The organism is Chitinophaga sancti (assembly GCF_034087045.1).
In the GTDB taxonomy this organism is placed as follows: domain Bacteria; phylum Bacteroidota; class Bacteroidia; order Chitinophagales; family Chitinophagaceae; genus Chitinophaga; species Chitinophaga sancti_B.
Genome location: NZ_CP139247.1, coordinates 3,158,500 through 3,181,819 on the forward strand (window position 1 = coordinate 3,158,500; position 23,320 = coordinate 3,181,819).

General features: G+C 43.7%; 26 protein-coding genes. 18 read left to right on the forward strand and 8 right to left on the reverse strand.

The annotated features are described in order from the left end of the window. The first annotated feature begins 54 nt into the window (after positions 1–54). From hydA to SIO70_RS13205, 8 genes are all read left to right on the forward strand, one after another. Complete coding sequence (gene hydA / locus SIO70_RS13170; protein ID WP_320581316.1) at positions 55–1,437, forward strand: dihydropyrimidinase; 1,383 nt, start codon at positions 55–57, stop codon at positions 1,435–1,437. Between the two features lie 18 nt (positions 1,438–1,455). Beyond that, positions 1,456–2,322 carry a nitrilase-related carbon-nitrogen hydrolase gene (locus SIO70_RS13175; protein WP_320581317.1) on the forward strand — a complete coding sequence of 289 codons (867 nt, stop codon included), beginning with the start codon at positions 1,456–1,458 and terminating at the stop codon, positions 2,320–2,322. 253 nt (positions 2,323–2,575) lie between these two features. Then, complete coding sequence (locus SIO70_RS13180) at positions 2,576–3,898, forward strand: NAD(P)-dependent oxidoreductase (RefSeq protein ID WP_320581318.1); 1,323 nt, start codon at positions 2,576–2,578, stop codon at positions 3,896–3,898. Between the two features lie 250 nt (positions 3,899–4,148). Then, entirely contained in the window at positions 4,149–5,417 is a 1,269-nt protein-coding gene (preA, locus tag SIO70_RS13185; RefSeq protein WP_320581319.1) for an NAD-dependent dihydropyrimidine dehydrogenase subunit PreA, read from the forward strand. Between the two features lie 319 nt (positions 5,418–5,736). Beyond that, the gene (locus SIO70_RS13190) at positions 5,737–5,943 is read left to right on the forward strand and encodes a RagB/SusD family nutrient uptake outer membrane protein (RefSeq protein ID WP_320581320.1); all 207 of its coding nucleotides are present in this window, start codon (positions 5,737–5,739) and stop codon (positions 5,941–5,943) included. Between the two features lie 15 nt (positions 5,944–5,958). Further along, entirely contained in the window at positions 5,959–7,668 is a 1,710-nt protein-coding gene (locus SIO70_RS13195) for an arylsulfatase (protein WP_320581321.1), read from the forward strand. A gap of 201 nt (positions 7,669–7,869) precedes the next feature. After that, the gene (locus SIO70_RS13200) at positions 7,870–8,349 is read left to right on the forward strand and encodes a Panacea domain-containing protein (RefSeq protein WP_320581322.1); all 480 of its coding nucleotides are present in this window, start codon (positions 7,870–7,872) and stop codon (positions 8,347–8,349) included. Beyond that, on the forward strand, positions 8,330–8,797 hold the full coding sequence (locus SIO70_RS13205) for an MAG6450 family protein (protein ID WP_320581323.1): 468 nt from the start codon (positions 8,330–8,332) through the stop codon (positions 8,795–8,797). The genes SIO70_RS13200 and SIO70_RS13205 overlap by 20 nt, the downstream gene beginning before the upstream one ends. A 28-nt stretch (positions 8,798–8,825) precedes the next feature. Here the strand turns inward: SIO70_RS13205 and SIO70_RS13210 are convergent, their stop codons facing one another. Continuing rightward, a complete protein-coding gene (locus SIO70_RS13210; protein ID WP_320581324.1) occupies positions 8,826–9,515 on the reverse strand; it encodes a DUF92 domain-containing protein in 690 nt (229 codons plus the stop codon). Positions 9,516–9,678: 163 nt separating this feature from the next. Between SIO70_RS13210 and SIO70_RS13215 the strand changes: the two genes are divergently transcribed. The 4 genes from SIO70_RS13215 to SIO70_RS13230 all read left to right on the forward strand — a co-directional run bounded on the left by SIO70_RS13215 (position 9,679) and on the right by SIO70_RS13230 (position 14,306). Then, positions 9,679–11,412: a hypothetical protein gene (locus tag SIO70_RS13215; protein ID WP_320581325.1), complete on the forward strand. Its 1,734-nt coding sequence runs from the start codon at positions 9,679–9,681 to the stop codon at positions 11,410–11,412. A 156-nt stretch (positions 11,413–11,568) separates the two neighbouring features. After that, complete coding sequence (locus SIO70_RS13220) at positions 11,569–12,252, forward strand: GNAT family N-acetyltransferase (RefSeq protein WP_320581326.1); 684 nt, start codon at positions 11,569–11,571, stop codon at positions 12,250–12,252. Positions 12,253–12,351: 99 nt separating this feature from the next. After that, on the forward strand, positions 12,352–13,230 hold the full coding sequence (locus tag SIO70_RS13225; RefSeq protein ID WP_320581327.1) for a helix-turn-helix domain-containing protein: 879 nt from the start codon (positions 12,352–12,354) through the stop codon (positions 13,228–13,230). Between the two features lie 74 nt (positions 13,231–13,304). Continuing rightward, positions 13,305–14,306 carry an aldo/keto reductase gene (locus SIO70_RS13230; RefSeq protein ID WP_320581328.1) on the forward strand — a complete coding sequence of 334 codons (1,002 nt, stop codon included), beginning with the start codon at positions 13,305–13,307 and terminating at the stop codon, positions 14,304–14,306. Here SIO70_RS13230 and SIO70_RS13235 read toward each other — a convergent pair. After that, positions 14,303–15,085 (reverse strand): class I SAM-dependent methyltransferase, encoded by a 783-nt coding sequence (locus tag SIO70_RS13235; protein ID WP_320581329.1) that lies wholly within the window; start codon positions 15,083–15,085, stop codon positions 14,303–14,305. The genes SIO70_RS13230 and SIO70_RS13235 overlap by 4 nt on opposite strands. 3 nt (positions 15,086–15,088) lie before the next feature. Further along, positions 15,089–15,817, reverse strand: a complete 729-nt coding sequence (locus tag SIO70_RS13240; protein WP_320581330.1) for an MBL fold metallo-hydrolase — start codon at positions 15,815–15,817, stop codon at positions 15,089–15,091. Positions 15,818–15,913: 96 nt separating this feature from the next. Here SIO70_RS13240 and SIO70_RS13245 point away from each other — a divergent pair, with 96 nt between their 5' ends. Next, positions 15,914–16,282, forward strand: coding sequence for a helix-turn-helix domain-containing protein (locus SIO70_RS13245; protein ID WP_320581331.1), 369 nt, complete (start codon positions 15,914–15,916; stop codon positions 16,280–16,282). Here the strand turns inward: SIO70_RS13245 and SIO70_RS13250 are convergent. The 3 genes from SIO70_RS13250 to SIO70_RS13260 are packed head-to-tail and all read right to left on the reverse strand — an operon-like array spanning position 16,266 to position 19,268. After that, positions 16,266–17,585 carry an APC family permease gene (locus SIO70_RS13250; protein WP_320581332.1) on the reverse strand — a complete coding sequence of 440 codons (1,320 nt, stop codon included), beginning with the start codon at positions 17,583–17,585 and terminating at the stop codon, positions 16,266–16,268. The two genes, SIO70_RS13245 and SIO70_RS13250, sit on opposite strands and share 17 nt — an antisense overlap. Positions 17,586–17,611: 26 nt before the next feature. After that, entirely contained in the window at positions 17,612–19,069 is a 1,458-nt protein-coding gene (locus SIO70_RS13255; protein ID WP_320581333.1) for a cryptochrome/photolyase family protein, read from the reverse strand. A 4-nt stretch (positions 19,070–19,073) separates the two neighbouring features. Then, entirely contained in the window at positions 19,074–19,268 is a 195-nt protein-coding gene (locus SIO70_RS13260; RefSeq protein ID WP_320581334.1) for a hypothetical protein, read from the reverse strand. Between the two features lie 84 nt (positions 19,269–19,352). Between SIO70_RS13260 and SIO70_RS13265 the strand changes: the two genes are divergently transcribed. Both SIO70_RS13265 and SIO70_RS13270 read left to right on the forward strand, forming a co-directional pair. Continuing rightward, entirely contained in the window at positions 19,353–19,934 is a 582-nt protein-coding gene (locus SIO70_RS13265; RefSeq protein WP_320581335.1) for a Crp/Fnr family transcriptional regulator, read from the forward strand. Positions 19,935–19,978: 44 nt separating this feature from the next. After that, positions 19,979–20,437: a hypothetical protein gene (locus tag SIO70_RS13270; protein WP_320581336.1), complete on the forward strand. Its 459-nt coding sequence runs from the start codon at positions 19,979–19,981 to the stop codon at positions 20,435–20,437. Here SIO70_RS13270 and SIO70_RS13275 read toward each other — a convergent pair whose 3' ends face one another. Together SIO70_RS13275 and SIO70_RS13280 are read right to left on the reverse strand one after the other, a co-directional pair. Further along, a complete protein-coding gene (locus tag SIO70_RS13275) occupies positions 20,438–20,701 on the reverse strand; it encodes a hypothetical protein (RefSeq protein ID WP_320581337.1) in 264 nt (87 codons plus the stop codon). Further along, positions 20,698–21,048 (reverse strand): hypothetical protein, encoded by a 351-nt coding sequence (locus SIO70_RS13280; RefSeq protein ID WP_320581338.1) that lies wholly within the window; start codon positions 21,046–21,048, stop codon positions 20,698–20,700. Before SIO70_RS13280 ends, SIO70_RS13275 begins: the two co-directional genes overlap by 4 nt. A gap of 198 nt (positions 21,049–21,246) precedes the next feature. On the opposite strand from SIO70_RS13280, the gene SIO70_RS13285 reads away from it, so the two are divergent. From SIO70_RS13285 to SIO70_RS13295, 3 genes are all read left to right on the forward strand, one after another. Next, entirely contained in the window at positions 21,247–22,122 is an 876-nt protein-coding gene (locus SIO70_RS13285) for a hypothetical protein (RefSeq protein WP_320581339.1), read from the forward strand. A gap of 312 nt (positions 22,123–22,434) precedes the next feature. Next, complete coding sequence (locus SIO70_RS13290) at positions 22,435–22,863, forward strand: MarR family transcriptional regulator (protein WP_320581340.1); 429 nt, start codon at positions 22,435–22,437, stop codon at positions 22,861–22,863. 11 nt (positions 22,864–22,874) lie between these two features. Then, positions 22,875–23,300: an organic hydroperoxide resistance protein gene (locus SIO70_RS13295; RefSeq protein WP_320581341.1), complete on the forward strand. Its 426-nt coding sequence runs from the start codon at positions 22,875–22,877 to the stop codon at positions 23,298–23,300. The last annotated feature ends 20 nt before the right edge of the window (positions 23,301–23,320 follow it).

A 23,320-nucleotide genomic window follows, 5' to 3' on the forward strand; every position in this document is an offset into this window, starting at 1 on the left:
TTGTTTCAGGCATTGGTTACACACTGATGATGCGTTCAATAAAATCTATCGAGTATGTCACTGCTGATTAAAAACGGAAGAATCATTACAGCTGCCGATGATTACGTGGCTGATATTTTTATAGAAGGAGAAGTGATCACTGCAATCGGAAAGAACCTACCCATCACTGCTACCCGGCAAATAGACGCCAGCGGCAAACTTATATTCCCCGGTGGTATCGACCCGCATGTCCATCTGGCTATGCCTTTCATGGGTACATTTTCCAGCGATACCCATGAAACAGGTACCCGGGCAGCTTTATTCGGCGGTACCACCACCGTCATTGATTTTGTATTACAAACCCAGGGCCATTCACTCAAAGAAGCCCTGGATGACTGGAACAGCCGCGCACGCGGCACCGCTGTAGGTGATTATAGTTTCCACATGGCAGTTACTGATTTCAATGAAAATACAAAAGCCGAAATAAGAACCATGATCGAGGAAGAAGGCATCACCTCCTTCAAAACTTTCATGGCCTACAAAGGTGCCTTAATGATAGACGACCGGCAGATGGTTGCACTCATGCAGGAAGTAAAAAAACATGGAGGCATGGTAACCGTACACGCCACCAATGGAGACATGATCGATTACCTTGTAGCACAGAACAGGGCGAACGGCAATCTATCTCCAAGATATCATTACATCTCACAACCAGAAGTAACAGAAGCAGAGGCTTCCGGCCGCTTTGCAGATATTGCTAATTATACCGGTTGCCCCGGATATATTGTACACCTTACCTGCGAAGGCGCTTTGAATGCAGTACGCAATGCAACCCGGCGTAACCAGCATGTATTTGTAGAAACCTGTATTCAATATTTAGTATTGGATAGATCATATTATGAAAGAGGATTTGAAAGTGCGAAGTGGGTGATGAGTCCTCCACTGAGAGAACCCAAGGATCAGGCAACCCTCTGGGCGGGTATCAACCAGGGCCTGGTAAATGTAGTAGCGACAGATCATTGCCCTTTTATGTGGAGCCAAAAGCTCATGGGAAAAGATGATTTCTCAAAGATCCCCAATGGTCATCCGGCGATAGAGAACAGGATGGAATTATTATATAGTGAAGGTGTGCATGAAAAAAAAATCACACTGAACAAATTTGTAGAAGTAGCCTGTACAAACCCTGCTAAGATCTTTGGGATGTTTCCCCGTAAGGGAACAATCGGTATAGGCAGCGATGCTGATATCGTCATCTTTGACCCGACTGAAGAACACGTATTATCAGTCAGTACCCACCACATGAATGTGGATTACTCCGGTTACGAAGGCTGGCCTGTTACGGGCAAAGTAAAGACTGTATTACTGCGTGGCCAGGTCGCAATAGAGAATGGCGATTGTTTGTTACCCAAAGGCGCCGGGCAGTTTATCCACCGAAATAAAGTTAATGGCATTATCTAACCAAAATCATAGAATCGCATGTCACGTATTATTAAATCAGGGTTAATCCAGATGAGTTTACCGAAAACGGAAGGCGAAGGTACGATTGAAGAAATCAAAGAGGCGATGTTTCAAAAGCATGTGCCACTTATAGAAGCTGCCGGAGAGCAGGGAGTACAGATCCTTTGTTTGCAGGAGATTTTTAATACACCTTATTTCTGTCCAGGTCAGAACAGTGATTGGTATCAATCTGCCGAACCAGTACCTGGGCCGACTACAGAGCGAATGGCAGCCTATGCAGCAAAATATAATATGGTGATCATTGTGCCGGTGTATGAAAAGGAGCAGGCAGGCGTACTATACAACACCGCAGCGATCATAGATGCAGATGGGAAATATTTAGGGAAATATAGAAAGAATCATATACCACATACATCTGGTTTTTGGGAGAAGTTCTTTTTCAAGCCCGGAAATTTAGGATATCCTGTGTTTCAGACGCGCTATGCGAAGGTGGGGATCTACATTTGTTATGATCGTCATTTCCCGGATGGGGCAAGGGTATTGGGGTTGAATGGAGCAGAGATCGTATACAATCCATCTGCAACGGTAGCAGGGCTTTCTCAATACCTCTGGAAACTGGAACAGCCTGCGCATGCAGCGGCCAATGGGTATTTTATGGGATGCATCAATAGGGTAGGTGAAGAGAAGCCGTGGAATTTAGGGAGGTTTTATGGGTCTTCTTATTTCGTGGATCCTCGTGGGCAGATATTTGCACAGGCTTCAGAAGATAAGGATGAATTGCTGGTGGCAGAGTTTGATTTGGGGATGATTGATGAGGTGCGGAGTGTATGGCAGTTTTTCAGGGATAGAAGGCCGGAGACGTATGGCAAGCTTACAGAGTTGTAGAATATTGTTATGGCTATTCGTAATACCGGTTGAGGCATATGGCAAGCTTACAGAGTTGTAGATCATAGTAATGGCTATTCGTAATACCGGTTGAGGCATATGGCAAGCTTACAGAGTTGTAGAATATTGTTATGGCTATTCGTAATACCGGCTGAGGCATATGGCAAGCTTACAGAGTTGTAGATCATAGTAATGGCTATTCGTAATACCATCTGAGACATGTGTCAAGCTTACTGAACTATAAATTATTCTTATGTCTCTTCGTAATAACAGGTTGACCACCGAAGAATACAATGCGCATTTCAGCGACATCCACCCTCCATTTGAAATTCACAGTGCTGCGCTGGTAGAGGCAAACCGCTGCCTGTTCTGCTATGATGCGCCGTGTACGAAAAGTTGTCCGACCAGTATCGATGTACCCAAATTTATAAAGCAGATTACAACAGAAAATCTGAAAGGAGCGGCATATACCATCCTATCTGCCAATATCATGGGGGGAGGATGCTCAAAAGTATGTCCTGTAGAAAAGTTGTGCGAAGGTGCCTGTGTATACAATCTCCTGGAAGAAGAGGCTATCCCGATTGCAAAATTACAACGCTATGCCACAGAACGGGCTATCCGGGAGAAATGGCCATTGTTTACCCGGCAGCCCTCCAATGGAAAAAAAGTGGCAGTGATTGGCGCAGGTCCTGCGGGATTGAGTTGCGCACATGCCTTGTCGAGAGAGGGGGTAGATGTAACAATTTACGAAAAGGAAAGCAAGGGTGGAGGGTTGATGACGTACGGGATTGCGGCTTATAAAGTAACACCACAGTTCTGTCAGGAAGAAGTAGATTATATCACTTCATTAGGCGGTATCAATGTGCTATACAATATGCAACTTGGCAAAGATGTATTATTAGAAACATTACAACAGCAATTTGACGCCGTATACCTCGCATATGGTGTAGGGCTGGCAAGACAGTTATCGATAGCTGGTGAGCAATTAGATGGTGTGGTAGATGCAATTCATTTCATCTATGAGATCCGTACAAAGGGCTATCCTGAAGTGCCGGTAGGTGAATCTGTAGCTGTGATTGGTATGGGCATGACAGCTATTGATGCGGCTACGCAGGCAAAAAGATTAGGTGCAAAAGAAGTGACTCTTGTATATAGAAGAACCGAAGCAGAAATGCCTTGTACCGAAGCAGAATTAAATATCGCAAAACTGGATGGATGTAATATTATCTGGTTGGCAGCGCCAAAAGAAATTACAGGAGAGAATGGGCAGGTGAAACAATTAGTATGTGAAATGATGCGGTTAGATGAAAGGAAATTACCGGTGGGTACAGGAGAGTTGATTACACTAAATGTAGATATGGTGATTAAGGCAACGGGGCAGTTGCCCTATACAATGGCATCTCCGCAGATAGATAATGATCATGGTAGAGTATTGATCAATGAACATGCTGCTACTAGTTTGCCTGGGGTGTTTGCAGGAGGAGATTGTGTGAATGGGGGGAAGGAGGTGGTAGATGCGGTGCAGGCCGGGAAGGAAGGAGCGAAGGCAATATTGCAATACCTGATTGGTGAATAGCGTATTGTTTTACCTGTTCTAAACAATAAACCATGATTGCCGATACGCAATACTCCTTATTGTTTACCTGTTCTAAAAAAACAGACTATGATCGCAGGAAAGAAAAACTCCTTATTGTTTACCTGTTCTAAACAATAAACCATGATTGCGGATACGCAATACTCCTTATTGTTTACCTGTTCTAAAAAAACAGACCATGATCGCCGATACGCAAAACTCTTTATTGTTTTATCTGTTTCAAAATTAACTTATGGCAGACCTTTCAACCAATTTTTTAGGCATCAAATCCCCCAACCCTTTCTGGCTGGCAAGCGCGCCCCCAACAGATAAACAGGTAAATGTCCTCCGCGCCTTTGAAGCCGGTTGGGGTGGTGTCGTATGGAAAACCCTCGGCAGCCAGGTAAAAAACGTCTCCTCCCGATATTCCTCCATAGATTACAATGGCAATCGTATAATGGGCATGAATAACATTGAACTGATCAGTGACCGCCCGCTGGACCTCAATCTAAAAGAAATTAAAGAATGCATCCGCTTATTCCCCGACAGGGCTATGGTTGTATCTCTCATGGCAGACAACAACAAAGACAGCTGGCATGAATTAATCAAAAAAGTTGAAGACACCGGCGCCCACGGATTAGAATTAAACTTTGGCTGTCCCCACGGTATGACAGAACGTGGCATGGGAGCTGCCGTAGGCCAGGACCCTGAAATAGCAAAAATGGTCGTAGAGTGGGTCATGGAAGCCGCCCATATCCCCGTAATTACAAAACTAACCCCCAATGTACATTCAGTGGTACCCACGGGAAAAGCAGCAGTAGCCGGCGGTACGAATGCATTGTCACTCATTAATACCATTCAGTCTGTAACAGGTGTAGACTTAGACACCTTCGTTCCCAATCCAAATGTAGGCGGCCGATCTACTTTCGGTGGTTATTGTGGCCCGGCGGTGAAACCAATCGCATTAAAGTTTTTAACGACGATCAGTCAGGACCCGATTACTTCAAAAGTACCCATTTCTGGTATTGGGGGTATCAGTACCTGGCGGGATGCAGTGGAGTTTATGCTCCTAGGCGCCACCAGCTTACAGGTGTGCACAGCCGCTATGCGGTATGGATTTAGAATTATTGAGGACCTCTGTGAAGGATTAAATAACTGGATGGATGAAAAAGGATTTGCCACCATTTATGATTTCATTGGAAAGTCAGTACCCACTTTGACGCAATGGGAGGAACTGGATATCAATTATCATATTGTTGCGAATATCAATCAGGATAAATGTATCCATTGTGGATTGTGCTATATCAGTTGTGAAGATGGTTCGCATCAGGCAATTAGTTTATCATATGGCAATCCCTATAATACATACGCTATTAAAGAAGATGAATGTGTGGGCTGTAATCTGTGTAAGTTGGTATGCCCGGTAGATGACTGTATCACGATGAAAGAACAGCGCCGGGGCGATGAGTATCTTAATTGGAAAGAGTTTCAGCGCCGGGGACTACCATTGAATGATCATTGATAAATAACGCTACCTGATGCAAACCCACCTCGATTCATTTTTATCTGGCAAATGAGAGTAGTTTGAAAACTTTGCCTACGCCCTTATCCGGTAGATGCAATTAATGCAACTCCTTTACCTACACCACCTGTTTATTACCCTTTATAAATCCGCACCTAAATTGTTGCGCTGACCTGATAATATGGAAGATCCATCCCTGAAAAATAAGATTTCCCTTTAAAAAATAGATTTTACTATTTTTAAGCCGAACTACATTCAAAACACTCTTCAGCTATGCTGCAGAGAACAATGTGGAAGTGATCGTGGACAAGGAATTCATTTGTTTGACATCAGAAGATGGAGAACTGCTGAGAATGTGATGCCTGGTCCAATTAAGGGTATGACCTATGTGAAAGACGGCGTGCTGACCACCGTTGTGAATAATAGTTTTGTACGTGCGTTTAACCCGGAACGTGACTACCTGTGGGCGATTTCACAACAGGAGATTATCCTGAATCCTAATCTGACACAAAATCCCAACTGGTAATTTTAAAATGAGAGTATGCATAGAAAAAAGCTAATTTTTAGTGCAGTGACTGTTTGTGCAGGTGTAGTGCTGTTGTTTTCTCTTGGAGGCTTTAAGAAAGCCGATCCACCCAAAAAGAAAATAAGACCGAATATTGTGGTGATCCTCGCTGATGATATGGGTTTCTCGGATGTAGGTTGTTATGGTGGTGAGATCAATACACCGAATATCAATTACCTCGCAGAGAATGGGATCAGGTACACACAGTTTTACAATACATCACGTTGTTGTCCTACCAGGGCATCGTTGCTGACAGGGTTGTACAATCATCAGGCAGGCATTGGTAAGATGACAGATGCGGAGGATGAGCCTGGCTATCTCGGTCATATTACGGAGAATGCAGTGACGCTTGCAGAGGTATTGAAAGCTGCAGGGTATCACACTGCCATGTCTGGCAAATGGCATGTATCCAATACGGATGGTCAGCCTGATCCAAAAGAACAACTGAACTGGCTGAACCACCATACGACTTATCCTGCTTTTTCACCCATAGCGCAATATCCTACCAGCAGAGGGTTTGAGAAATTCTTTGGCACCATCTGGGGAGTTGTGGATTTCTATGATCCATTTAGCCTGGTAAGTGGTACTACACCCATCAAAGAAGTACCTAAAGATTATTATCATACAGATGCGATTGCAGATACAGCGGTAGCTTACATCAAAGGGTATGCAGATGATGATAAACCATTTTTCCTGTACGTAGCGGAGAATGCGCCACACTGGCCATTACATGCATTGCCGGAAGATATCGCGAAGTATAAGGATACTTATAAAGGAGGATGGGAAGCAGTGCGTGAAGCCCGTTATAAAAAAATGGTAAAACTGGGGCTGATTGATTCCGCAACTACTAAATTGTCTCCACGATTTAAAGATGAGCAGAGTTGGGCGTCAAATCCTGACAAAGAATGGGATGCAGCAGCAATGGCTACGCATGCCGCGATGATTGACAGAATGGATCAGGGGATTGGCAGGATAATCAAAGCCTTGAAAGAGACGAATCAATTAGACAATACATTGATCGTGTTCCTGAGTGATAATGGTGCGAGTGCAGAGATCTGTAATCACTATGGTCCTGGTTTTGACAGACCGAATGAAACACGTGATGGCAGGAAGATTGAGTATGCTGATAAGAAAGCGATGCCGGGACCTGAGACCACGTATTACAGCATAGGACCTCGTTGGGCGAATGTAGCGAATACGCCTTACCGTTACTGGAAAGCAGAGTCATTTGAAGGGGGAATTCATACACCGATGATTGCTTTCTGGCCAAAGGGCATCACTGCAAAGAAAGGTGGTTTTAGCAAACAGGTGGGGCATGTAATGGACTTTATGAATACATTCATTGAAATGGCAGGTGCTAAGTATCCTGCTAATTATAATGGTCATGCGATCCAGGCCGGTAATGGGGTGAGCCTGGTGCCTTCATTTAAAGGGCAGTTGGTGACAGGGCATGAGGAATTGTTCAATGAACATTTTGGTGCGAGATATGCGCGTGTGGGTAACTGGAAGTTGGTAAGTGCCAGTAATGATAGTACGTGGCATTTGTTCAATTTAGAAAAGGATAGGAGCGAGACAAATGATCTGGCTGCACAGGAGCCTTTACGGGTGAAGGAGCTGGAAGGATTGTGGAGAGAGTGGGCTAATACTCATAGTGTGTTGCCAAAGCCAACCCCAAAAAAGAAATAATGAAATAGTATTTGTAACTTAAAATAAGGGCAATAAATGAAGGCAAATCTGAAACGGATTTGCCTTTATTTATTTAATTAATTGATCAGAATAATTCGCTTATGATCAAGTTGATTATCTAATGGAACCCGCTTGTGGATTGGGTTTTGTTGGTTAGATTTGCGAAAATTAATTACTTTATTAAAACAAAAATTGTTTACAATGATTTATGATGCAAATGCAATTGCTAATTGGTTTTTGGGACGTATTGATACAAATGCAGGAGATACGATATCCCATTTAAAATTGCAGAAATTAATCTACTACGCACAGGCATGGCATTTAGCTATTTATGGCAAGCCACTGTTTAAAGAAAAAATAGAGTCATGGCCAAATGGACCTGTAGTTGCCAGTATTTATCGCAGATTCAAGGATATTCCCCGGGCTGCTGCCATTGATTCGTTCAAGGATTGGACAAAGACAGACTTTTCTGCTGAAATAGAGGAGCTGCTGGAAGAGGTATATACTATTTATGGAGAACACTCTGCTGGCTATTTACAAGAATTAACTAAAAGAGAGCTCCCGTGGAAAAAAGCACGAAAGGGATTGGATATGTTCGAAAAAGTAGATAAAGCAATTACCCATAAAGATATGATTGACTACTATAAAAAAAGAATGAACAATGGGAAAAAAGCATCATAATAAAAGTATCATTCCAAAAAAAGAAGCCTCAGCTGCACAGCAGCCCGATGAATTTTCTCAAATGAGTATGGAAGATTTTAATGGATGGAAATTGGAAGGGGATCGTGCGCATGTTATTGCCTCCATCAAATTCATTCAACATGATTTTCAATGCTTTTCTGATTGGAGTAAACAGGATATGAAGACATTTTGGAATTTCATTAACAAATTGCATAAATATAATTGGAAAAACCTTTTAGCTACAGGAGGAAAAGTGGCAAAAACAGGTTTAGCACCAACAGTTATTCCGATATATAAATATCCTGATAACAGATTTCGCAGATCAATACAAAATTTAGTTGAAATGTTTGAATTGCGAGTGGATAATACCAAGCGGGTTCATGGTTTTAGAGATGGACCTGTTTTTTTTATCTGCTGGCTGGATAAGAACCACCGGATTTGTGCATAACCCCCTCCGATATACATTTAGCCCCTTCTTAAAACAACCACCACGCAATCATCCCTCCCGCCAACGTATTCAAAAAATTAACCGTACTATTCCCTATCATCTTCCTCCGCTCTAACGTCGCCCCCAATACCGAATCAATCACATTCCCACCTACACCCGCCAGCGTTATAATCCACAAACTCCTGTCCCACATATAAATGAACGCAATGATAAAAGCACCAAACGCCCCTATTAACGTTCCTTCTATACTAATCACCCCATCCAACCCTTTCTCTTCCCTCCTGAATGTCAGTATATTAAACGTCCTCCTCCCATACACCATCCCCAACTCAGAAGACAATGTATCTGCCGTAGCCGCAGCCAGCGAACCCGCAATCATCAACGTATACAACTCTGTATGATTATAATCAATCATCGCCAATACCGCCAATATCGCCGCTACCCCGCCATTCGCCAATACCTGCCACACATCCCGTATCTCCCCATGATCCTTCCCCTTCAAAAACCGGCCATGACGCGTAGCCAATACTGATAATACAAAAAATGTAAATAACTGTAACTCTCCCACATACCCAGCCCCCGCAAAAATAACCCATCCCACCACAATCGCCGCTATACCCGCAGCAACAGTGAGCTTTTTCGTAATGATACTCAACACCGCTACGATAATGAGCACAGTCAGTATTAAAATAGTATTGAACAATGAAGGAAATAACATAGTCCACAAAGGTAGGGGATTCTTATTTTCTATATATAGTATTCACCTGCCGCACTTTGATAGAAATGATATGATATGTGAAATAATAATACTATATTTGCGCCCGGATTAATCCCATTTTATCGATAACCCAGCGGACAATAATTCAATATAAACCTTACCTATGATTAAGTTTAGACCAGCAGTATTCTGGCTGCCCCTTCTTTTGTCGTTGTTAACAGTTTCCAAAGGGACAATTGCTCAAGACAGAGAACAAACAAAATCCGACATCGTGTTCAAAATGCTTGATTACGACGCACGATTCAGAATGATCTTTGCCTATACTGATGCTGAAAGCCGTACCTATCTTGCGAACACCGCCAAGTCTCAGTACCTGGAATTCAAACAATTGTTAGAACCTAACATGGCCTTCTTTTTAGGGAACGAAAAAGATAAGCTAAAGGAAACCGTAAAGCTCACTGACAAAATTCTGTTGAATGATGAGGTGTTTAACACCCTCAACACGCCCAACTACCGCAACGAATCCAAACCTGAAAAAGGTGAGAAACTGGAAGACAGATGGATCGACATCCACAAAGCTATCCTGTATGTACTCATCAAAGACATGGTTGTAAGAGCAAACTTTAAGATCTACACCCGTTTCTCAGAATTTGCAGTCGCTGCAGACGTTTCAAAGAATGGCCCTGCTGCCAGCCATCACTATGCTGATAGTTTGCTGAAGACCGCTCCTGGTGAACTGATGCCTTACTATTATGCCCTGCAGGATGGTAACAACGAAGAATCAAGAGTCGCTATCAAAACCCTGATAGACAACTACAAAACCCACACTGGCGACCTGTATGCACAAACACTGGCACTGTACGAAAGACCTAACACCCTGCTGGTTTCTCCCGAAGGTCAGAAAGACGACCTGCAGCTGAAATCCAAATATGCTTCCAGCAAAATATGGCAGGATGCCCTGATCAGGGAAATGCCTGAAACAGAGAAATTCGCTATCATGACGGTGCCAAATGACAGACCTGATCTGCACAACAGCATTTACATCTTTGGTAAATACATGCGTGCGAAGAAAGGCGAAACCCCTGACATCACTTTCAGGATCGTTTCTCCGGGCTTAACCGGCGTTGATTTTGGCAGAATACGCAAAGTTCCTGTCGGCGATAACAGGTATGGCTATGTATCCACCATCACCTATTATTGCCCTATCAAAATTGAAGTGGTGAACAAAGCTGGTGAAATCGAAAAAACACTGATCGTAATTGATGAAGGCCGGGAATTCAGACAGGAGTTTCACGAGAACTACGTGCGCCCTAATCCAAACTTTACTGGCGTAATTCCATTCCGTAACGATACACTGTATTACGAAGCACTGGATAAATTCAGAAGCAGCACTATCAATCGCCTGTACAATGAGCGCTTCAGTGAAATGACCGGCGCCATGTCACAGTGGCTGAATGATGCGTATGGTTATTATAAAGTTCCGAATAACTTCTACTACCTGTATGATGTAAAGAATCCTGAGAATGGTTTCCAGGAAATCAAAGCACTGGTAGATAGTACTGACTATGCAATCGAGCACCTGGAAACACAGGAAACATCTCTTGCAAACAAAGCTGTACTGGCAAGAATGTTAGAGAAATACCAGGAGATCCTGCAACGCCTGGGTGTTAGCCAGAATGTAAAGAACTTGTGTGCAAGAAACTCCGTAACATGTGCGTTGCTGTCTGACCAGGTAACCCGCGCACTGTATCTGCTGGAAAGATGTAAAGCCATCAATCCGAAAGATAGCTACGTAAGACCATTCAATTTATCTTCTTTCGTGTTCCGCACACTGTTTGACGATAAGAATCAGAAAGTGGTGAAACTACCTCCACGTTCTGAACTGTGGAAATACTAATCTGATAATTTCTTTAAATACTACCTGCCAACAGGTGCCCTAATAAAAAATGGGCTGTCCTGGAGTCTGAAGTGCCCCAAAAAGTTAGACACTTTTGGCGCACTTCAGTCCTGGGCAGCCCATTTTTTATGGCATAGTATTTACCATCGTCCTATTATGACAATTTTAGATAACCCTGTCTGGCATGCATTGCAGACAGTGCACTGCACATTGGCACAAGGCACACTTACCGTACAACGGTACAAACCAGGCGTATTACAACTAATGGGTGCCGAACACCCGGAAGCCGCGCCATACAATGAACTGCACGACTGGCTTACGGTGGGAGAGAAGATGTATACAGTAGGCGATGTTCCTGTATTGCCGCAAAACTGGCAATATGTAAAGCAGGTAGATTGTTTACAAATGGTGTGCGAGGCAAAAGCAGGGGTGCCACAAACTGACGTAGTAAAATTACAGGATACAGACCTGGCTGACATGTTGACATTGGTCAATCTTGTGCAGCCAGGTTTTTTTTATGAACAAACTCCATTACTGGGTGCATACTTTGGCATCTTCCAGTCAGGTAAACTGGTGGCCATGGCAGGAGAGCGCATGCGCATGAATGGCTATACAGAAGTGAGTGCGGTAGTGACCCATCCGGAATTCACCGGCCGGGGTTATGCACAGCAACTGGTGGCTCATGTCGTGACAAAGAACCTGGATGCCGGCATATTACCATTCCTGCATGTAACGGCTACTAATGAAAGGGCAGTAAAGGTGTATGAGAAATTAGGATTTAAAACAAGAAGAAAAATAGCCTTTACCCAGTTTGAATTGATTGCCCCTGCAGAAAAGTAATCCTTACAAAGTATAAATTGATTACACAGGTAGAAAAGTAACTTTTACCCATTTTAATTTGAAGCCTCCATTTCCCTTTGAAATGTGTAGTTTTACCCCATGGCACAGTCAAATTATGAACTACTGAGATTTGAGCAAATCGGAGGTACCTTCCGCGTTGCTGCTACCGGAGAAAACAATTGCACCCTCTCATCCTACAACAGGCGTGATTTCTACAAGGTCTCACTGATCCTGTCAGGAGGAGGGGAGTTGTTTTACGCCAACAGGAATATCAAATTTGACCAGCCTGCTCTGATCTTTACCAATCCCATGGTGCCCTATAGCTGGGCAGATAACCCGGATGTAGAAGTAACCGGATACTTCTGTGTATTTACAGAAACTTTTTTGCTGGAAGGCGGGCGCATGGAGTCCTTAAAAGAATCCAGCCTGTTTAAACCGGGTGGAGATCCTGTCTATCTATTGAATCCTGCACAAACAGAATACCTGAAAGGCATTTTCCTCCGCATGCGCGAAGAGGCAGACAGCGAATATATCTATAAGCATGAACTGATCCGCAACCATGTGCAACTCATTGTACATGAAGCCATCAAAATGGAGCCGGCAGTAGCCTACGCACCCCCTAAGAACGCCGCCAGCAGGATCACCCAGCTATTCCTGACCCTGCTGGAAAGACAATTTCCCGTAGACCCTCCCCAATTTACCCTGCAATTTAAGAAAGCAGGCGACTATGCCGACCAGCTGGCCGTGCATGTCAACCACCTGAACGCTGCCGTGCAGGAAGTAACAGGCAAGTCTACCACCACGCACATTAATGACCGTATCCTGGCAGAAGCCCGGTCATTATTAAAACACACAGACATGAGTGTGGCGGACATCGCCTATACGCTGGGATTTGAATACGCCTCCTATTTTAATAGCTTTTTCAGAAAGCATGCGGGAATAACTCCCTTAGCCGTCCGCAAGGAAGTGAAACTTTAAATTAATCCTTTGAAAAGTATAATTTCTCCCTGAAGGTTCATCCTAATTTTGATGTCATAAAACAAAGCATGCTTATGGCAATCAAAAGCGTAAAATTAGGCACCCAGGGACTGGAAGTGCCTGTGGAAGGACTGGGATGTATGGGAATGACGACTATCGGTGGCAACGACATCTATGGTAAAGCGGATGAGAACGAAGCCATCGCAACCATTCACCGTGCCCTTGAACTCGGCATCTACTGGCTGGATACTGCTGATGCATATGGCCCTCTCCTGAATGAAAGATTAGTGGCAAAAGCCATCAAAGGCAACAGGGCAAAATACACGATCGCCACTAAATTCGGTTTCTACATCGATGATAATGACCAGATGGATTGGAGCGTGATCAACGGCCGTCCTGAATATGTTCGCAAAGCAGTAGAACGTTCACTCAAAAACCTCGGCACTGATTACATAGACCTTTATTACCTGCACCGTGCAGATCCTACTGTGCCCATCGAAGATACCGTAGGCGCAATGAGTGAACTGGTGACAGAAGGAAAAGTAAAATACCTCGGTCTTTCTGAAGTATCTCCTGAATCACTCCGCAAGGCTCATGCAGTACATCCTATTTCTGCATTACAGACCGAATATTCCCTTTTTGAAAGAGAAGCGGAGTCCAATGGCGTATTGGATACAATACGCGAATTAGGAGTCGGATTTGTCGCTTATTCACCATTAGGCAGAGGCTTCATTACAGGTGAATTAAAGAGCCCGGACGATTTTCCTGTGGATGATTTCAGAAGATATATCCCACGTTTCCAGGGAGAGAATTTTTATAAAAATCTTGAGTTGGTAACAGCCATCCAATCCCTTGCCGCTGCAAAGGGAATTACGCCTTCACAGCTGGCAATGGCATGGGTATTCTCTAAAGGCGTTACCGCCATTCCGGGTACAAAACGTGTTAAGTATATTGAACAGAATGCCGCCGCTGCGGAAATAGTATTATCACCAGCTGAGATCACACAATTGGAATCATTCGGTGTGGCCGTAGGCAACCGGTACGATTCACATAGTATGAATATGCTGAATGTCTAAAAAGTAGCATGCGTCGCCTTCAGGTACAGGCGCATGCTCTTTGCCTCTTCCCTGGCCCATACATCGTACTCTGCTATGGTCTGCAGTCGCGCTGCTTCTGTGATGTAACCATCTGCTACGAGCTGGTTGCCCCTGGTCTCCGCCACTTTTTTCCAGAGGGAGATATGTGTATCCCAATTTTCCATCCCACGTTCGGCATATTCATCCTGTTGCGTGACGGTGATCTTTAATGCCTGTACATGTACCAGGTCTATCACATGATCAGCAATGGCATTGTCCATTCCTGCATCTGCACGCCATTTCAGGAAGGCAGCGTAGAAGTCCAGCATGGACTGCGGCGGAGCCGGGTCCCAGCGAATGGCTTCATGATTATAATCAAGTACACAGAGCAGTCCTTTGGGTTTTAACAGAGACACCATCTTTTTAATGACAACGGATGGGTTAGCGATCCATTGCAGGGTGCGTGCTGTGGTAATAATATCGAATTTCTCAACTGGTTTGTAATCCAGGATGTCTGCTACTTCAAAGGTGACATTGCCCGGGTTCACTTTTGCCAGTGAAATGAGTTCTTCACTTCTGTCTATACCAGTTACTTTACCTGCATATTTTGCAATACCTTTTGTGATAGTACCACTGCCACAACCTACATCGAGGACAGATAATCCGGGTTGTAAAACGGCGAGGAGGTTAGCGTTGGCATTTTCTACGGTACGGGTATCAAGTACGGCGGCAGTGCCCTGGGGCATAGCGGCACGTTCATAAGAGGTGGATGTTTTCATCTATTAAATATAAAAAAAATCCCCGTCATCTGGTACCCTTACATTTTGATGTAGAAAGGCGGATCTTATTTGTGCCCGGTTTTCTTTTGAATGATTCACCGCTTCGAGGTGTACGATGATGAGTTGGGTGTCAGGTGCGTAAGCACGTACTTTCTGGATATCGGCTATGCTCATCACAATCGGATCGCCTTTTACAAATTGCGCGGCACCGCCATTGAGTACGATGTGTTTGGGCTGAAATTTATCAATAGCGGCTCTTACATCCTCACACCAGATGGTATCCCCGGCTATATAAAGATCGTTGATCACATAACCGGATACCTTGCCCATCAGCGTACCTATTTCGCTGGTGCCATGCTGGCCGCTGGTTCTGTTGATGGTGATAGTCTCCCATTTAACAAAATCCACTATTGGCGTCACATTTGTAAACCCTGCTTCCCGGATCTTATCTTCATCACCTGCCTGGCAAAAGAGAGGAATATGTGTAGGTAATAATTCCCTCGCCACAGGATCCCAGTGGTCATTATGGAGGTGTGTCAATAGCACCGCATCGATCTGTTTGATGAGTTCCCGGGGATCTACAGCTAGGTTTACCAGTGGATTGCGAAGCCCATTATCTGTCATCATGATGGTATCGTAAGCGTCTTTTGGGCCCAGCATGGGGTCTATCAGAATTTGCTTGTCATGTACAGTCAGCACCTGTGTCGCATTGCGCAGCAATTGTAACTTCATGGTAATTCATTTAATTTTGACAGGACGAAGGTCAGCGGAATTTGCAAAAAACAAATGAAGTTGACAGAAAGGTAACCAGTATACTTTTTTGTAACCATGAATTATACAGCGTTTAAACATTGCGGGTTGAATGTAGCATTGGAGGTCCTGTCGGGGAAATGGAAACCGATTATCCTGTTTCATTTATTTCACCAGCAGGAAATCAGGTTTACGGATCTATGGCGCAATATTCCTAAAGTAGCCAAGAAGGTCTTGCTGGAACACTTAAAGCAGATGGAAGCCGATGGATTGATCATTCGTGAGGAAAGACAGGTATTTCCACCAGAAGTATACTACCGCATTTCTGAAAAGGGCAAGGCATTGGGTCCTGCACTGGCTGCGCTGGAAAACTGGGCCAATGAACATGCGGCTGTACAGGTGCAGGACTTAAGAGATCAAAAGAAAGTGGCTAATGGCCTGCGTTGATCCTGTTTTTGACAAAGTAAATGAGGATGCCTAATAAAGTGACAGCCATCCCTGCCAGCATCATATAGCCTGTGGATGCGAAGATCGCTATCCAGATGAGGATAGCAAGTATTACCGGTACCGGGTAAAGTGGCATTCTCCATTTTACAAAACTCCTCCCTTTGCGCTTATTCAATACCAGCAGCCCGATAGCCTGACCAATAAACTGGACCATAATACGCATAGCCAGTATCGCCGTAATCACTTCTTTCAGTTTAAAGAACATACTGAATACAAAGGCGACACCCCCGAGAAATAACAGGGAGATATAAGGGAAATTCTTAGTAGGATGTAACTTCGCAAAGATCTTAAAGAACGCCCCATCTTTTGCCGCTGCATATGGAATACGGCTATACCCCAGCGTTGCAGAAAACACAGAGGCAAATGCAATCCAGAGTATCAATACCGTTGCAATCATAGCCGCGGTAGGGCCTGCGAGTTGCTGGATGAATTCACTGATAACGAATTTGCTTTGTTCTATTTGTGAAAGTGGTAATACAGCAGCCACACTGATATTCATGCAGAGATACAATACCGCGATACCCACGATAGAGATGAACATACTGCGCGGGATGTTCTTTTGAGGAGCAATGATTTCACCACCCAGATGACATACATTGTAATAGCCCAGATAACTGTACACTGATTTTACACTGGCTGCCCCTAATGCTGCGGCAAATGCCATGTTGAACTTAAAACCATCGTTGATATGTTTAATAGGTTCAAGGAAATGCCCTTGCGCCATACCACCACCGATGATCCAGATCATAGTTACTAATACGCCTATCCAGAGCGTGACACTGATCTTGCCGATAGTTTCAATATTTCTGTAAAGGAGGAATACAATGAGTATGATGACGGCTCCGCTCACGGCTTTGGTTTCCCAGAAACCAAGCGGGTAGAGGTACATGGTATATTGTGCAAAACCAATGGCGGCAGAGGCAATAACGAGTGGCGCCTGGATCATGGTTTGCCATACGAAGAGAAAACTCATCAGTTTACCGGTTCGGGGACCAAAGCTCTCTTTCAGGAAGTTATAACTGCCGCCGGCTTCCGGGAAGGTAGTGCCAAGTTCACTCCATACCATTGCATCGATGAAGGAGAGGAGGGCGCCGGCAATCCAGGCATAAAGGAACCAGGGACCGTGCATGATCTCTGCGACTACGCTGAGTACGACGAAAGGACCGATGCCGACCATGTCGGTCATATTGATGGCAGTGGCTTGCAGTAAGGTAAGGTGACGGGAGAGTTGAGACTGACTCATATATACGTAAAAGTAAAGATTTTATCTCACTTTTTTACCGTCACCACCACCTCACAAATTTTCTGCAGGTACTCCTCCGCAATTTCCACATAATGTTTTTGCTTCGCCGGCGGAATCTTCAACATCGCCAATCTTGCATTGTTCTTAATCAATTCATGATGCACATGCATAAACCGCCAAAACAACGCATCCCATATTTCACACCAGGGTCCCCGCTTGTAATCACTCATTTTCAATATGTAATTGGAAGAAGAAATATAAGGCTTTGTGCTCACCAATCCTCCATCCGCAAACTGGCTCATGCCATATACATTCGGCACCATCACCCAATCATACGCATCAATAAAGTGCTCCATAAACCATCTGTACACCTCATCCGGATCAAACTCACACAGCAGCATGAAATTCCCTAACACCATCAATCTTTCAATATGATGTACATACGCCCTCTCCTGTAAATTGTGAATAATATTGTCAATAGGGGGAATACCAGTTTCACCGGTATAAAAGCATTTTGGGATTTTTCGTGTAAAACCAAAGAAGTTAGTCGTACGTTGTTTCACCCCTTCCTTCGTATACACTGCTCTCATAAACTCCCGCCAGCCAATCACCTGCCTGATAAATCCTTCCAGCGCATTCAGCGGAATACGATGTCTGCTGCCATAACTAATCGCTTTCTGTATAACCGTTTCAGGAGAGAGTAAACCGATATTCAATGAAGAGGATAAAATAGAATGAAACAGGTAATGTTCCTCCTTAACCATAGCATCCTGGTATTCCCCAAAATGGGGTAATTTTTCTTTCAGGAAAAAGATCAGCATGCGTTCTGCCTGCCTGTGTGTAACCGGGTAGTTGAATTGGGTAATTTTTCCCCTGTTGTGCCCAAACTGCTTCTGTACATAATGTTTCGCCGCATCATAGTTATCATAATGAAAGATGGGCATAGCCGGCACTGCAACATTAGCCGGCATCTTCTTCCTGTTCTCCGTGTCAAAGCTCCATTTCCCACCTGCAGGACGATTACCATTCATCAGCAGGTTTAATCGCTTCCTCTCAGATTTATAATAGGAGGCCATGAAATATTTACTACTCTTATCAAAGTAAGACAGATCGCCAATGAAGTTAGGCGAAGCGCAGCGGTGCAGGATGATATTGTATTGTTTTCCATAGCGCTGTATTCTGCGTTCCAGCAGGTAATCTGTAGTATCGATGTAGTGAATGGCCGTAACGTGATGAGCAGAAAGGTATTCGAATAAATGATGTGCCTGTGCTCTTTTATCCTGCGCCTCTATATAATGTACTACGTGCCCGCCAGCTTTGAGCCGGCTGGCATAGTACTGCATAGATGCCCGGTGCAGCAATATTTTTTGCTGGTGGAAGTTGTATTGGGAAAAGTACAGTTCGTCTTCCACTACATAAACATGCGGGGGCAGGTGGCAATAATGCTTATATAACTGATGTGGATATATGAGCCCGATTTCCATTTGATCAGGAAGGACGGTCTTTTGTATTTCTGATCAGTCCCATACCAGAGAAAAAGAATACCATACCCAGCAGTGCGTAGATGACAATCATCTTTACACTCCGGGTGCCGCCGCCGGCATTCACAAAGCTCACAGCAGCCATGATTAATCCAAGGGCGCCTAATACGGTGAATACAACGCCCAGTACGCGTTTTTCCATAAAGTTTGAGTTTTACTGTGGAAAGGGTACAAATAATATGCCGCTGCGGCTGGCACATCGAATTGAATTTGCTATTTTTATACTATGAGTGATTTCAACCAGATGAAGGCCGCGGTATTCAGTTTTCAGCCACTCGACGATACAGAATGGGCGGAGTTTTCGCAGACCCTGCACCTCAAAACGTATAAAAAAGGTGACTTCCTGATCAGGGATGGGGAAGTAGAAAGCCAGATCTATTTTTTAAACTCAGGTGCTACCCGCCATTATTTTATCCGGGATGGCAAAGAATTTACGGTAGATTTTCAGTTTGCAGGCGATTTTGTGACCGCTTTTTATTCCCTCATTACCCGGGAACCAAGTACCGTATTTGTAGAAGTATTGGAAGAGACGACGGCCGTCATCATTAACTACCTGGAATTACAGTCTTTCTATGCACATTCTCATCATGGAGAGCGGATTGGACGCCTGATGGCTGAGTATCAGTATATAAAACGGCTGAGGCGGGAGATGGACTTATTATCCCGCACTGCAGAAGAGCGTTATGTGGGTTTACTAAAAAGAGCGCCGGCATTAATAAGTAATATCTCCGTGAAACATTTATCTTCTTACCTGGGTATACAGCCTGAAAGTTTAAGCCGGATCAGAAAGCAGGTTTTGGGAAACTAACATACATCATTTTCGTTCAAATGTGAATCAACCAAATTTGTGTTATGAAACCTTTGATCGTATTATTAGTTACTTTCTTTTTGTCGCTGATCATTGCCCGGTTATCAACACGGGAATGGTCGCTGTTATTTGCAGGCAATGTAGCCATGTGCTGTATGTTGCTACTGACGGCTTTCGGACATTTTAAATTTACAAATGGGATGGTGATGATGTTGCCACCCGTGATCCCTTTCAAAACAGCGGTAGTGTATATAAGTGGGATCGTGGAAATTGCACTGGGGATCATGTTGCTTTTTCCTCCTTTAAGGAATATTGCAGGGAACCTGTTGGTTATTCTTTTTATTGTTTTATTGCCTGCAAATATATATGCAGCCAGCATCAACCTAAATATAGAAATGGCGAACCATGAAGGACCGGGGTATAGTTATTTGTACTTCAGAGTGCCTTTACAATTGTTATTTATTGGATGGGTGTTGTATTTTTCTACAGGGTGGTTCAGGTGATTAATCACCACCACCTCCGCAACCCCCGCATCCTCCGCCTCCACAGCTACTGCCACCGCCACTGCAACTACTAACACTACTGCTACAGCTGCTACCGCTATTACTACTGTTGGGAAATATCTCCCTGTTTTCATGCCGGTATATTTCGGTAATCGTAGTACCAAATGCGGCGGTGAGCAAAGCGGCATCAGTGAAATGCCGGATAGTGGTTGGCCCTTTCAATGCATAGACCATGGGGATATCCTGTGTTTTATAAAACTTCACAGCCTTGTCGAAGATAAGCTGTTTTCGATCAGCCATGAGCCACCGGAAGAGGGGATGTGATGTAATTCTTTGCCTAAAGTATCGCGGCAAAAAGCTTCCCAGTAAGAGCGTGTATAGGTAAGGTGCAGGTGCCATACTTCGTCTACGATTTTGGAAGGAGAGGCGCCTTTGTCCAGTACACAACAGAGGAATATAAAACGTTTATATTCAAGGATGGCTCTTAGTGTGAATTTTTTAGTCCAGCGTTGTTCTTTGGCAAGTCGGGTTGAGAATGGGAGAGTAGCTGTCCCGTCGTCGATTGGGAATTGTTCGATTTTTTCCCATAGGGTTAAATGTGTTGCATTCATAATTGCACTCTAAGATAGGAGATTTTTATTAATCAAAATCGGAACGTAAATTATTTCAATGTTGCTTTTCCCTTATAGAAATACCCCCCAAAAAAATGACATATTAGTATCCCTGTTATAGGCTCGTTTATAATTGAATATTAGGGTAATAATAAAATTAACGTATGCCTTATTACTAATTATTTATATATTTACCCAATGAATTACTCCCTAACCTATTTAAAGCTGACTTTTTGTGGTCTGGTTTTATGTGCTTCGATATCAAGTGGTTATGCGCAACAGTATAAGTCATTAGACGGGTCTACTCTAATTAGAAAGGAGAAAGAAAGGAGTCGTGTAAAGACAATTACCGTATTAAACAGGGATAGTTCTGCCCTGAAAGAGGGATATTATGTGACTGAATGGCCTGACCAAAGCCGGTTTTATTTCTATGTGGATAATAATGGTACATTGGACAGAACAGCCAGGAAAATATTCAGTAATGATCAGTCATTTCTGATGATTACCATGGAGTTGCGTGATAACAAACTGAATGGTAAGCGTCAGGTATTTGATAATAAGATCCTCATTTCAGAAGCGGATTTCAGGGAAGGGTATATTCAGAAGGAAAAGGTATTTAAGAATAAGGCCCTGATCCGTGAGAACTTTTACACACCGGATGGAAGTCTGGATAGTACGAGGGAGTATGAGCAGGGTACGCTGGAATATACTTACAAGGAACTGGGGAATGGTGCAAACCTGAGAAGAAGCTTTTTTCCAGATGGAAAATTGCAGCAGTGGAAACAGGTAGACCAGATGCAAAAGGTGATGTTGACGAGGGAGTTTGATCCAACCGGGAGGTTATTGCAGGAAGAATATGTGAAAGGAAAGGATTCAGTGATTACAAAGAAGTTTTATCCAAATGGCATCGTGAGTACATTGCATGAGATGGGGCAGGGGCAGGAATATGTGAAGGAGTATGATGAAAAAGGGAAATTGATTAGTGAGAAAGTTGTGGAACATACAGCAATGGCGGCGGCACCGGTTGAGATGAAGATGGCGACGGATAGTAAAGGGATTACGACAGAACAATAAAGAATTTATATACAAAAAGAAAAGAGGGTGTGACCTAAATAAGTGAAACTTCTTAGAATCGCATAAAATGGAATGTGGTTCCATCAGGTCCGAATTAAAAGAGGGTGTAACCTAAATAAATGAAATTTCTTAAAATCGCATAAATGGAATCTGGTTCTACCAGGTATCCGAATTAAAAGAGGGTGTATCTAACAAATACACCCTCTTTCCTTTTTAGGACAATAGCCTGTGGCCGGTTGAAAATGAAATCTTATTATTTTATTTGGAAATTAATTGTGCACAATTTAATTTTGGTAAACCAAATGAGAAGATATGAGTTTGCTGAAACTGGAAAATCAGGTTTGTTTTCCGCTCTACGCGGCTTCCCGGCAGATCACCGCACTCTACCGGCCATTGCTGGAAGAGCTGGACCTCACCTACCCTCAGTACCTGGTCATGATGGTGCTATGGGAGCATAGCGTGATAACAGTGAAAGCCCTGGGTGAACAATTATTCCTTGACAGTGGTACCCTGACTCCATTACTGAAGCGACTGGAAGAAAAAGGGATGGTAAAGCGGTCAAGAGACGAACAGGATGAGCGCGTAGTAAATATCGCCCTCACACCAGCCGGCAAAAAGATGGAAAAGAGTGCAGAAAAAATACCCGCACAGCTGGCCTGTGAAATGGATATGAGTGAAAAAGAACTGAAGCAGCTGCGTGCTACATTACATAAATTATTAAATAAAGTAGGACACATTTAAAATATTAAATCATGGAACAAGCTTTGTATTCAACAGCAGTAATGGTAACAGGTGGTAGGAATGGTCATGTTAAATCTACAGATGGCATCCTGGAACTGGATGTAAGGATCCCGAAAGAAATGGGTGGTCCTGGTGGAGCTACTAATCCTGAACAATTATTTGCAGCTGGCTATGCAGCCTGCTTTGACAGCGCGCTGAACCTTATGATCAGGAATGCAAAAGTGGAAACCGGTACTTCTTCTGTGACAGCAAAAGTAAGCATTGGGAAACAAGGCGTGGGCTTTGCACTGTTTGTGGAAATGAGTGTGAATATTCCAGGTGTGGAAATTGAAAAGGCAAAAGAACTGGTAGAAAGGGCGCATGAAGTTTGTCCATACTCCAATGCAACAAGAGGTAATATAGATGTCGCATTTCATGTGACAGCTGAAGGTGAATAAAGGGAACAGGGTATCTCATT